Raw genomic sequence first — 12,825 nt, 5'->3', positions numbered from 1 at the left:
AGAGGCATGTCTAAACAGCAGCAGATTGGTGTCGTAGGTCTTGCAGTGATGGGGAAGAACCTGGCTTTGAATATAGAAAGCAGAGGTTATTCCGTCGCAGTCTTTAATCGTTCTTATGATAAAACAGAAGAGTTCCTAACCAATGAAGCGTATGGCAAGAATTTTATAGGCTCAGAAACGGTTGAAGAGTTTGTAAATGCGCTCGAGAAACCACGAAAAATATTACTGATGGTTAAAGCGGGTTCAGCTACGGATGCGACAATCGAATCGTTAAAGCCTTTTCTTGAAGAAGGCGATATTTTGATAGATGGAGGAAATACTTTCTTCCAAGATACTATTCGTAGAAACAAGGAACTACAATCCGCCGGCTTTCATTTTATTGGTACTGGCGTATCTGGTGGGGAGGAAGGAGCTCTTAAGGGCCCTTCCATCATGCCTGGGGGGAAGAAAGAAGCTTATGAGCTTGTAAAGCCCATTCTCGAGGCTATATCGGCCAAAGTCGATGGCGATCCTTGCTGTACCTATATTGGACCCGACGGTGCCGGACACTATGTGAAGATGGTTCACAATGGCATAGAATATGGCGATATGCAATTGATTTCGGAGGCTTATTTTATTCTGAAGCAGGTCCTGAATCTTAGTGCTGCAGAGCTGCATGATGTATTTAGTGAGTGGAATAAAGGTGAGCTGGATAGTTATTTGATTGAGATTACTGCCGATATTTTTGCGAAAACAGATGAAGAAACCGGAAAGCCTATGGTCGATGTCATCCTAGATACCGCTGGCCAAAAAGGTACAGGAAAGTGGACTAGTCAAAATGCGCTAGATCTCGGCGTTCCGCTGCCTATCATTACAGAATCTGTATTTGCACGCTTTATCTCGGCCATGAAGGAGGAACGGGTAAAGGCTAGTAAATTGCTTCAAGGACCAGAGAAGAAGAGCTACAATGGTGATCAAGATGAGCTGATCGAAGCTGTTCGGAAAGCACTATATATGAGTAAAATTTGCTCGTATGCTCAAGGCTTTGCACAGATGCGTGTAGCGTCTGAGGAGTACGAATGGAATTTACGTTACGGAGATATAGCCATGATCTTCCGTGGCGGTTGTATTATTCGTGCGCAATTCCTACAAAAAATCAAAGATGCCTATGATCAAGATGCTGAGCTTGCTAACCTTTTGCTAGATCCATACTTTAAAGATATAGTGGAAGAGTACCAGACGGCTCTACGTGACGTTCTATCACTTGCGATTAAATGCGGGATCCCTGTACCTTCATTTTCAAGTGCGATTGCTTACTACGACAGTTATCGCGCGGAGACACTTCCTGCAAACTTACTACAGGCACAGCGAGATTATTTTGGTGCCCATACTTATCAGAGAGTAGATAAAGAAGGCGTATTTCATACAAAATGGTTAGAATAGACTAATAAAATAGTTAATATAGCGCTTACAAAAGTTATTGACGAGCACATCAGAAAATGGTATTCTACGGTAAGGATAATTAATTAGTTTATTAAACAAATTAATTATCCTTACATCATTACTTTTGATAGGTGAAGAAGTAAAAGTGTACACCATCCAAGAGTTACGGGGGAATGAAGTTGAATACACAAACTGGTCTGGAAACTTCAAAGGGTTTTGTGTCTAGTGCAACAAACAGAAAGTTTGGTCTAAGGGATAAGCTGGGTTATTTATTCGGTGATTTCGGAAATGATTTTTTCTTTATTCTTGTAAGCTCTTTCTTAATGGTATTCTACACGGATGTATTTGGAATTAATGCGGCTGCCGTTGGTGGGCTCTTCCTAATTGCCCGACTTTGGGATGCAATCGCTGATGTAACCTGGGGGCGTTTTATAGATACTAGAAAAGCAAGCCCTAACGGAAAATTCAAACCATGGATTTTTAGAATGTCGTTTCCACTAGTGGTTACAGGTGTATTAATGTTCATTCATCTTCCAGGGATGTCTGACGGATTCTATCTCGCCTACGCCTATGTAACCTATATCCTCTGGGGAACGTTTTATAGTACTGTGAATATTCCTTACGGGTCAATGGCTTCTGTAATCACAAGTGATCCTGTTGAACGCACCTCACTATCAACATTTCGAACGTTAGGCTCTTCATTAGCGGGGTTAATTATTAATGTAGTAGGGCCCCTGATTATATTCGTAGATAACAAGGCTGATCCGAACCGATTTTTGCTTGCTGCCGTTATCTTTGCTATTCTTTCACTTTCCTGTTACATGGCTTGTTATAAGCTATCAACTGAACGGATTATTGCCCCAGAGAACAATAAGGTTAAAGGTAATCTGGGCGCCACTTTAAAAGGATTCTCCAAAAACAAACCTCTAATCTGGATCTTAGTTGCTTCACTCGTTTTTATGACTTGTTTTATGCTTATCGGATCAGTAAATATCTATTTGTTCAAAGACTATTTTGGTAGTACAACAGCTTTAAGTATGGTAGGTTTTGTTCAAACCGTAGCTATGTTGATCGCTATGCCATTAGTAAAACCACTAGTTGCCAGATTCGGTAAAAAGGAAACAGCCTCCGCCGGTCTTTTATTAGCTGCAGCCATTTACGCTTTATTATACTTTTTGCCTAATGTGAGCACTAATCAATTTATTGGAATATTGTCTATCGCTAATTTTGGTTACGCTTTCTTTAATATGGTGATCTGGGCGTTTGTGACCGATGTGATAGATTATCATGAATACATAACGGGCCTTCGTGAAGATGGAACGGTGTATTCTATTTACTCCTTTGCTCGTAAGGTGGGGCAAGCGATTGCTGGAGGACTTGGAGGGTTTGCGATTAGTGCAGTAGGTTATAATGCCACCCTTAAATCACAGACACCAGCTACGCTTCACGGACTCCATACCTTAGCAACATTAATGCCTGCCATTATCTTAGCTCTAGTATTTTTGATCCTTGTATTCTTATATCCTTTGAACAAAAAACGCACGCTTCAGCTTACCGCAGACATAGCAGAGAGAAGTCATTCTTAAGGTTATATCGTTTGTCATCTTTCAACAGAAACCCCAGGTTTGATAGGGGTTTTTTGTTGATTTTTGCTTTAAAGATGTTTGATATTACTCAACTTCCTGAGAGGTTTTTGCGAAAAAACGATGTGAAAATATACACATAAAAAATATTTTGAAGCGCTTACAATTTCTGTTGACGAGTATAAGTTGATGGTGTTATCCTACGGTAAAGATATTTTGTTAGTTTAATGAACTAATTAAATATCCTTACAATTCTTACTTTTGAAGGATGCGCTTAAATGTAGCTATTCAAAAGTTACGGGGGGATAAATATGAATCAACAAGCCGGTCTCGAAACTTCAAAGGGTTTAGTAACAAATGTAAACAACAGAAGGTTTGGCCTCAGAGATAAGATGGGTTATTTGTTCGGTGATTTCGGCAATGATTTTTTCTTCATTCTTGCAAGCTCTTTCTTGATGGTATTCTATACAGATGTGTATGGAATCAGTGCGGCAGCCGTAGGCGGACTTTTTCTCATTGCTCGCTTATGGGATGCAGTCGCAGATGTAACTTGGGGACGTTTTATCGATACTAGAAAAGCAGGGCCGAAGGGGAAATTCAAACCATGGATCTTTAGAATGTCTTTTCCGCTAGTTGTTACTGGTGTGTTAATGTTCGTTCATATTCCAGGAATGTCTGATGGATTCTATCTGGCCTACGCTTTTGTAACTTATATTCTATGGGGAACATTATACAGTACGGTTAATATTCCTTACGGTTCAATGGCTTCAGTGATCACCAGTGATCCAGTGGAACGAACCTCGTTATCAACCTTTCGGAGCTTAGGGGCTTCATTAGCAGGGCTGATTATAAATGTGGTTGGTCCTTTGATTATTTTCGTAGATAACAAAGCAGATGCTAATCGATTTTTTTTGACAGCTGTTATCTTCGCCATTCTTTCACTCTCCTGTTATATGGCCTGCTATAGTCTCTCCACTGAACGTATTACTTCGTCGAATAACTCAAAGGTAAAAACAAATTTTCGAGCAACGCTAAAAGGATTTAAAAAGAACAAACCCCTGATCTGGATCCTAATCGCTTCGCTTGCCATCATGACTTGCTTTATGCTTACCGGTGCTGTGAATGTCTATTTGTTTAAAGACTATTTCGGAAGTGCAAAAGCATTAAGTATGATGGGCTTGATTCAAACGGCAACGATATTCATTACCATGCCATTAATAAAACCTTTGGTTGCAAGATTCGGAAAAAAAGAAACCGCCTCAGCGGGTTTGCTTCTAGCGGCTATAGTATATGCTTTGTTATATTTCATGCCGAACTTGAGCGTTAATCAATTCATCGGAGTAATGACTGTAGCCTCATTTGGCACCGCTTTCTTTAACATGACGATCTGGGCATTTGTTACGGATGTTATTGATTATCATGAATACTTAACGGGATTACGGGAAGATGGTACAGTTTACTCTGTGTATTCCTTTGCCCGTAAGGTGGGTCAAGCAATTGCTGGTGGACTTGGTGGTTTTGCCATTAGTGCTGTCGGATATAATGCTCAGCTTAAAGCGCAATCGCAGGATACACTTCAGGGAGTGCATACATTAGCAACTTTATTACCTGCCGTTATGGTATTCATAGTTTTTCTAATCTTAGTATTTCTTTATCCATTGAACAAAAAACGTACACTCCAGCTTGCTACTGACTTAACAGAGAATAGAAGCTTGTAAAATGTAGCGATTTCAGATGTTAATTCTGCTGAATACTTCTTCTATTTTTCCGGAACTGATTTGGGGTGATTCCGTTAGTTTTTTTAAAGACCTTTATAAAATAGTTCACATCATTATAACCAACGATCTGAGCGATATCCGTTATCGATAGATAATTGTTCTCCAACATTTCAACAGCGGATTTAATTCTCAGCAAGTTGATGTAATCAATAATAGATTGGCTAGTTTCTTGTTTGAACTGTCTGGAAAGCTCGTACATGCTTGCCGAGATCGCACGGGCTATTATATCAAGACTCAATTCTTTATCCAGGTTTAGGCGGATATATTCGATCGCTTTTCTTATGGTAGAACTATAGGGTTTCAGAGACAAATCATTAACAAGCTTGCAGTATTCAGAATACATTTTCATTTGAAGCTCAGAAAGCTGTTGTACAGAAGCAGATCTTTCGATTTGAATAGAAAATTTCTCTGAGATACTGTCTATGTAGACTGGATGAACGCCACCTTTCTCTGCTGCCTTGCGCAGCAGAGTGTTGCTTACAAAGGTCAAATTTTTACGTGATCTTAGGGGGTCCGTAGGGAAACGGTCAGGAAAATCATTCTTACCCCATGCACCATCCTTCAAGAATTGTTGCAGCTGTTGTTGATTTCCTCGCTCTATAATAGACAATAATTGATTTTCTTTCCGATATCTTTCTTCTATGATCGCTGGCGATAAATCTGTTTTGTTTTTGACCGCTTCAGAAAGTAACAGATTCTGGCTTCGAAAGTTATAGCTAACATGCTCAAAAGTTGAAACCGAGTGGTTAGAAAGTTGAGCACTCTCTGAAAGATACGCTAGAAATTCTGAGATGTTATTGACCTTTTGTTCATTGATTAAAGGCAGAGAGAGATAATATTGTTCTAAGATGGGCTGCAGCCAAATGGATAAATTATTGTCAAATATAATATCGTGCATGAGAAGTGTAGAAGGCTCTCCCGGTAGATAAGGACCTACAATTATGCTCCCTAGGTAACTGGTGCCTTTGTAAAGGTTGGAAGAGATGAAATTCAATTTATAGGATGTGGAATGAATAAGTAAATGTGATGCGGCATTCGAATGTTGAAGCTGAAGCATTGCTCTGAGATCTTCGAAGTAACCTTTTAATGGCTCTGGCACTTGTATATGCCCAGACTCCCATACGATCTGTACCCCTGATTGAAAAAAGACAGTCTCAATGCTCGCATAGTTATATGTGAATTTAAGTAGTTTTTGTAGTTGTTCCCATTCCTCAGATAACACTAAATTCTCACCCCTTGTAAACATTATTCTTCTCAAGCTGCTCTATATTTTACTATTATACACAAGATTTTACGAGAATAATAAATCGGTTTCATTTATAGTAACGTTATTCTTACATTCAACTGGTAATCGCTAGGAGGAGGGAAAGAGGTTGTGGTAAATAAAAACCTTAGCATCTCAGGCTTCTCTGATGAAATTTCTGCAGAGTTTGACCAGCAGCTTGAGGTAGTTTCGAAATTGGGGATGCAGTACTTATCCTTGCGCGGCATCGACGGTAGAAATATCGGTGACTTTACACTGGAAGAGATTCGATCGAATGTTCTACCCAGACTTGAACGATCCGGTATTCGAGTATCCTCCATCGGTTCGCCAATCGGGAAAATTTTCGTGAAAGATGAAGGCGCTTTTATAAAGCAAAAAGAAATGCTACACAGACTCTGTCAGATCAGCAATTTATTGCAGTGCAAGTATATTCGTATATTCAGCTTCTATATCCCCAAGGGTGACGATCCCGATCAATACCGGGACGAAGTGATTGAGAAGATCAAGGAATTTACTACGATCGCTGAACAATACGATGTAATTCTACTGCATGAGAATGAAAAAGATATCTACGGTGATATTGCTCGGCGCTGTAGTGAGATGTTGAATGCGGTTAATTCCAAGTATTTTAAGGCTATTTTTGATTTTGCGAACTTCGTGCAATGTGGTGAGGATACTCAAGCATGCTACGATTTATTGAAAGATGAAATTGCTTATATACACATTAAGGATGCAGTTAAGTCGGATAATCAGAATGTGGTCTGTGGGACTGGGGAGGGGCAAATCCCGTCGATATTGTCTCAGGTGATTCACAGTGGGTATAAAGGTTTCTTGACGCTTGAACCACATCTGGTTCAGTTTGACTCCTTAAAGGATTTAGAACTGGAGAATGCAGAAGAAATTATTAAGGACAACAAAGGTCTTAATGGGGCGGAGGGCTACAAGCTACAGTACGAAGCTCTTATTCAAATACTTGAACATATTGAAAGCGAGGAGAAAGTGAAATGACAAAAGTAAGAATGGGAATTATCGGTGTTGGTGCACAAGGCAGTGCATATGCAAATTTTTTGACCGAAGAAAAAGTGGAGAATATGCAGCTTGGGGCAATCTGTGATATCGATCCTGCAAAGAAACAGTGGGCATCAGAAAAGTATCCGGATGTTCCTTTCTATGACAACTACATCGAAATGATTGAAAGTGGAGAAGTAGACGCAATAGTCACTTGTGTGCCTCACTATTTGCATCCGGAAATGGGAATCGAAGCGTTGAAGAGAAACGTTCACGCCCTGGTGGAAAAGCCAGCCGGAGTATACACGAAGCAGGTTAGAGAACTAAATGAATTCGCAGCAACTAAGCCCGAATTAGCTTTTGGAATCATGTTTAATCAGCGAACCAACCCGCTATATCAGAAGCTGAAGGAAATTATTGATAACGGAGAAATCGGTGAGATTCGTCGCACGAATTGGATGATTACCACCTGGTGGAGACCTCAAGGTTATTATGATCAAAGCGCTTGGAGAGCTACTTGGGAAGGCGAAGGTGGTGGTGTTCTGGTCAATCAGGCTCCACATCAGCTGGATTTATTACAGTGGATATGCGGAATGCCTAAGAAAGTCTACTCCAATGTGAAATATGGTTATCAAAGAAATATAGCAGTAGAAGATGAGGTTACTGTACTACTAGACTATGGGAACGGCGCAACAGGCGTATTCGTCACTTGCACACATGATGTTGTAGGAACGGACCGATTTGAGATTTTGGGTGATAAAGGGAAAATCGTAGTTGATGACAGTAATAAGATAACCGTTAAACGCCTGATCAAACCTGAGCGCGAAATGAGCGATACCATGAGTATGGTTGATGTAATGAAAATATTCATGGGTGGAAATTCGGATGAAATCTACAATGAAGAAGTTATTACCTTTGAAAGTGTCTGGGGAGCTCAGCATACTGCAGTCATGAAGAACTTCGCATCCCATATTTTAAATGGGGAGCCGCTTTTGGCACCAGGAAGTGATGGTATTCACGGCGTGGCGCTTGCCAATGCCATTCACTTATCTAGCTGGCTAGGTAAAGAGGTGGAGCTCCCTGTTGATGAAGAGCTATATTTGAACGAACTCAAGAAGAAGATCGAAGAAGAGCAAAAGCAACCTCTAACCAAGTAATGATACTTCTTAATATTTAAAAAACTAACTCGTGGTATGAGCCATGGGTTAGTTTTGAAAAGGAGATTTCCATATGTTAAAGGCAGCGGTTATTGGACTTGGTGATATTTCCAACATTCATATTCAAGCGATTCAGACGAATCCAGGGATTGAGTTAGTGGCTGTATGTGATATTGATGAGTCTCTAAGGAACACACTACCTGGTATAAGCTTTTATACAGATTATCTGCTCATGCTTCAAAAAGAGTCCCTTGACTGCGTGCATATTTGCTTGCCACATCATCTGCACTATCCAGTAACCAAAGCCTGCATGGAGAATGGGGTTCATGTGCTTCAAGAAAAACCGTTAGCCTTAAACCTAGTAGAAGCGTTAGCCATGGAGAAGCTTGAGGCAGAATATGAGCAGATCAAAGTTTGCATCTGTCTACAGAACCGTTATAACGAGACTTTTGAGATGCTTCAGGATATCGTTCGTCATAATGACTATGGCCCTTTGATTGGGATTAAGGGCTTGGTAGCATGGTATAGACCGCAAGTCTATTATGATATCAAACCATGGCGTGGACGGAAAAGCGAATCCGGTGGCGGGGTGATGATTAATCAATCGATCCATACGCTGGATCATATGCAATTGCTTGGTGGGCCGATCGAGGCGATCCGAGGATCCGTTGATCAACTGATGAATTACGGTATTGAGGTCGAGGATACGGTGTCTGCGTATATTCGGTTTAAGAACGGAGCTAAGGGCTTGTTTTTTGCAACCGTTGCCAATGCGAGTAATTCTAGCGTTGAGCTTGAAGTGATGTATGAGAAAGTGAAATTCACAATAAAAGACAGCCTATTAATTAAAGAAGATGATCATGGGGAGAAAGAGGTATTAGTTGAAGATGCCAAGCTTCCAGGGACGAAGTTTTATTATGGAGCTAGCCACGCTTCACTAATCGATCATTTCTATGATTGTATACGTAACGATTCACACGATTATGTTCATATCCGAGATGCTGTTCAGTCCATAAGAATGATAGATACGATTCACAAATCTTCGGCACAAAAACAAGAAATTCAACTGGAGGGTGATCTAGATGAGTAACGGTAAAATTGGTGTGCAAATGTTCAACTTGAAAAATAAAATTGTGGAAAACGGAGTTTATGAGACACTACGAACGGTAAAAGAACTAGGATTTAGTGCCGTTGAAGTCACTCAAATTGATATGACTAAGGAGAATGTGTCCGAGCTTAAACGAGCTAGCGAGGATTTTAATATCCAAATCGTTTCGGTCTCTGCTCCTCTGAATACGATGCCGGGTATGCCAGGGGAATCCTTAACCACAGATTTCGATAAAATCGTCAATGATTGCAGGACATTGAACTGTAATTATGTCCGTATTGGTATGATGCCAATAACGCTTATGGGAAATAAAGAGAAAATCATGGAGTATATTCATCAAGCAGAAGAAATGGCTACACGTTTGGAGAAGCACGGTATTGAGCTCTATTATCACAACCACCACGTAGAATTTGAGAAATATGACGGGGAAACGCTTCTGGATATGATGAAGGACAACACCTCGAAGCTAGGTTTCGAATTGGATGTTCATTGGATTCAGCGGGGTGGTGAGAATCCGGTAAATGTTATTAAACGCTTTGCTGGACGTGTATCCTTACTGCATCTAAAGGATTACAGAATCGGCCACATGGATTTAAGTGCAGATGACTTTAAAGATATGTCAAAGTTTATGTATAAGTTCTCCAATATTATTGAGTTTGCAGAGCTTGGTGAAGGGAGCTTAGATATTCAGGCGATTATCGAAGCCGGTCACGAGAGTGGTGTGCAGTATTTCTTGATTGAGCAAGACGATACGTATGGGAAAGATCCGTTTGATTGTCTACAGACTTCAGGAAGCTATCTGAAACAGTTGGGTTATGAGAACTGGTTCTAAAATTTAGTAATCTAATCTAACGAATAAAGCCGTTGAAATAGGCTTTATTCGTTTTTTTATTACAAAATCCATCTAGCTCCTGTTATTACTCAAGCTAAGCTTTGAGACTCCAAGAAAGTTTTTTATAACTAATGCACAAGCTCCCATAACACAGGCCTTCTCTCCTAATTCTGAAAGGAGTAACTTACAAGGCTGACTTATCGACGAACTTAGCTTTGATAGAAGTAGAGGCAGGGCATTAGGATAGATTGTTAGCAGGCGATTGTTAAGAATCATAATTTCAGGATTGAACAGATTTATAATATTATTGAGGCCAGTCGCAATGTAATTCATATATTTCTCTAGCGCAGCAATTGCTACAGGGTCAGCCACTTGGATCCAATGTTCAATTTCCTGAAGACTTACCTTTTCTTTTTTCTTCATACGCGCTATCGAACTCGTTAAACTTACTTCAGAAGCATATTGTTCCCAGCACCCCGAATTCCCGCAACTGCAGACTTTCCCGTCAGGAATGATAATCATATGACCTATCTCTCCGGCGAAGCCGTTATAGCCTTTTAATACCTCTCCATGAACCATCATCCCCAGCCCTATTCCTGAATTGAAGCTTAATGAAAATAAATGCTCACTCTGATGATGCATAAAGACAATTTCTGAGAAGGCGCTTAAATTCGCGTTGTTCTCCACAAAAATGTTAAGTCCAGTTGCGTCTTTAAGATCTTGTTTTAAATTTCTGTTGTGCCATTGATGATAGGGGAGATAACAAATCAACTCAGAATTATCTACAATCCCATGTACCCCTATGGCCACGCCTATGAGGCCGTGAGGAGCAAGTTCACAACGCTTCTTATAGTGTCTGATCTGTTCCACTAATAATCTAAATATTTCGTGATAGTTATGGGTTTCAAACTCAATCAGTTGAGAAGAGACTGGAACACCTTGTAAATTGGTAAGTACAAAAGTCATCTTTTTTCCGTCCAAATCAATCCCTAGCGCATACCCAGCAGTTTCATTAAGTGAGAGGAAGATCGGTTTTCGGCCTGGATTGTTATGCTCTTTATAGGTCTCAATAATTAGAACCTCTGCTAACAAATCAGCTGCCTGAACGGATAGAGTGGACTTATTTAACCCGGTTACCTTTGCCAGGTCTGTTCTTGAAATAGAGCCGTGCCCTATAATTTCACCTAAGATTAGAGCACGATTAATTTGTTTGACATGTGAAGAATCGCCGGTAATCATAAAGCACCTCCTTGAATGATTGACGAACCTAAGGCATGATGTTATTATACAGGTAATTAGTTTGTATGGTAAACAAATTAATTTAAAGTGGTTTATCAGAACGCTATTTTAAGCAGATTAGAAAGCATGAATGAATAACAATTTGTACTTGGAGTGGAGGAAATCATGGGGATTTTACAAGAGCTTCTAAAAGATATTCCGGTTCCGAAAATGGCCAAAGTAAGAGTGAATTTTGATAGTGGGCATATTGAAGACCTTGGGAAGGAATTGAATAAGAAGCTGCAAAGAGATGAGATTCGGAACACCATTCAACCTGGTATGGAAATCGCTATTGCTGTTGGGAGTAGAGGTTTAGACCGTTTAGTAGAAATTACAGCCGTTACGGTGAAGTTTCTGCAAGATGCCGGAGCGAAGCCTTTTATCGTTCCAAGCATGGGGAGTCATGGCGGAGCCACCGCTGAGGGACAACGTGATGTTTTGGCCCATCTGGGCGTTACAGAAGAAAGCGTGAATTGCGAGATTCGTTCATCGATGGAAGTGGTTCTGCTTGGTGAGCTGCCTAATGGATTACCCGTTTATGTAGACAAACATGCCGCAAGTGCAGATGGGATTGTAGTGATTAATCGCATCAAACCTCATACCGCATTTAGAGGCCCTGTCGAAAGCGGAATCATGAAGATGATTAGCATTGGTTTAGGCAAGCAAAAAGGTGCTGAGGCCTGTCATCAGTTGGGCTTCAAGTACATGGCCGAGAATGTTCCCGCTATGGCCAAGATGATTATGGAGAAGAAACCTATTCTATTTGGAGTGGCAACGATTGAAAACGCTTTTGATAAAGTAGTTTGCATTGAGACGTTAACTCCTGAAGAGATTGTTGAACAGGAAGCCGCTTTACAAATGAAGGCAAAGGAAATGCTGCCAAAACTATTCTTTGATCAATTAGAGGTACTTATCATCGATCAAATTGGCAAAAACATTAGCGGAGACGGTATGGATCCAAATATTACAGGTCGTTACCCAACGCCATACGCTTATGGAGGTCCTGAGGTTAATAAGATCGTTGTACTTGATTTGACGCCACAGACTGAAGGTAATGCAAACGGTGTTGGAACCGCTGATTTTACAACGCAAAGGCTAGTAGACAAGATTGATCTGGAAGTAACCTATGCCAATGGATTGACTTCTACTGTTGTAGCACCTACAAAAATTGCAACCACGCTGCCTAACGACCGGGAAACCATTCAAGCGGCTATCAAAACCAGCAATATTTTAGATTTCACTCAGGTCAAAATGGTTCGGATCAAAAACACATTGGTGCTAAATGAGTTGGAAGTGTCCGAGGCATTAATTGATATAGTGAAACAGCATCCTCAAATGGAATTGATCTCTGAAGCCTACGGCCTAACTTTCGATAGCAATGGAAACTTACTTTAA

General features: G+C 40.4%; 10 protein-coding genes. 8 read left to right on the top strand and 2 right to left on the bottom strand.

The window, feature by feature from the left end; genetic code table 11:
- The first annotated feature begins 6 nt into the window (after positions 1–6).
- The 3 genes from gndA to H70737_RS15380 all read left to right on the top strand — a co-directional run bounded on the left by gndA (position 7) and on the right by H70737_RS15380 (position 4,723).
- A complete protein-coding gene (gene gndA, locus H70737_RS15390; protein ID WP_042188538.1) occupies positions 7–1,422 on the top strand; it encodes an NADP-dependent phosphogluconate dehydrogenase in 1,416 nt (471 codons plus the stop codon).
- Positions 1,423–1,601: 179 nt separating this feature from the next.
- Positions 1,602–3,008 (top strand): MFS transporter, encoded by a 1,407-nt coding sequence (locus tag H70737_RS15385; RefSeq protein ID WP_042193972.1) that lies wholly within the window; start codon positions 1,602–1,604, stop codon positions 3,006–3,008.
- Between the two features lie 308 nt (positions 3,009–3,316).
- On the top strand, positions 3,317–4,723 hold the full coding sequence (locus H70737_RS15380; RefSeq protein ID WP_042188536.1) for an MFS transporter: 1,407 nt from the start codon (positions 3,317–3,319) through the stop codon (positions 4,721–4,723).
- A 19-nt stretch (positions 4,724–4,742) separates the two neighbouring features.
- On the opposite strand, the gene H70737_RS15375 is transcribed toward H70737_RS15380, so the two are convergent.
- The gene (locus tag H70737_RS15375; RefSeq protein ID WP_042188534.1) at positions 4,743–6,005 is read right to left on the bottom strand and encodes a helix-turn-helix domain-containing protein; all 1,263 of its coding nucleotides are present in this window, start codon (positions 6,003–6,005) and stop codon (positions 4,743–4,745) included.
- Positions 6,006–6,158: 153 nt separating this feature from the next.
- Here H70737_RS15375 and H70737_RS15370 point away from each other — a divergent pair, with 153 nt between their 5' ends.
- The 4 genes from H70737_RS15370 (at position 6,159) to H70737_RS15355 (ending at position 10,152) form a co-directional block, all read left to right on the top strand.
- Positions 6,159–7,055 carry a sugar phosphate isomerase/epimerase family protein gene (locus H70737_RS15370; protein WP_042188532.1) on the top strand — a complete coding sequence of 299 codons (897 nt, stop codon included), beginning with the start codon at positions 6,159–6,161 and terminating at the stop codon, positions 7,053–7,055.
- Complete coding sequence (locus H70737_RS15365; protein WP_042188530.1) at positions 7,052–8,212, top strand: Gfo/Idh/MocA family protein; 1,161 nt, start codon at positions 7,052–7,054, stop codon at positions 8,210–8,212. The genes H70737_RS15370 and H70737_RS15365 overlap by 4 nt, the downstream gene beginning before the upstream one ends.
- 73 nt (positions 8,213–8,285) lie before the next feature.
- Positions 8,286–9,302, top strand: coding sequence for a Gfo/Idh/MocA family protein (locus H70737_RS15360; protein WP_042188528.1), 1,017 nt, complete (start codon positions 8,286–8,288; stop codon positions 9,300–9,302).
- Positions 9,295–10,152 carry a sugar phosphate isomerase/epimerase family protein gene (locus H70737_RS15355; protein ID WP_042188526.1) on the top strand — a complete coding sequence of 286 codons (858 nt, stop codon included), beginning with the start codon at positions 9,295–9,297 and terminating at the stop codon, positions 10,150–10,152. Before H70737_RS15360 ends, H70737_RS15355 begins: the two co-directional genes overlap by 8 nt.
- A gap of 72 nt (positions 10,153–10,224) precedes the next feature.
- Here the strand turns inward: H70737_RS15355 and H70737_RS15350 are convergent, their stop codons facing one another.
- Positions 10,225–11,391 (bottom strand): ROK family transcriptional regulator, encoded by a 1,167-nt coding sequence (locus H70737_RS15350; protein WP_042188524.1) that lies wholly within the window; start codon positions 11,389–11,391, stop codon positions 10,225–10,227.
- Between the two features lie 165 nt (positions 11,392–11,556).
- Here H70737_RS15350 and H70737_RS15345 point away from each other — a divergent pair, with 165 nt between their 5' ends.
- Positions 11,557–12,825, top strand: a complete 1,269-nt coding sequence (locus H70737_RS15345) for a nickel pincer cofactor-dependent isomerase, group 22 (RefSeq protein WP_042188522.1) — start codon at positions 11,557–11,559, stop codon at positions 12,823–12,825.

It is taken from the genome of Paenibacillus sp. FSL H7-0737 (assembly GCF_000758545.1).
In the GTDB taxonomy this organism is placed as follows: Bacteria; Bacillota; Bacilli; order Paenibacillales; family Paenibacillaceae; genus Paenibacillus_AQ.
The sequence above is the reverse complement of the archived record's forward strand: the minus strand, read 5'-3'. Positions and strand labels throughout refer to the sequence as shown.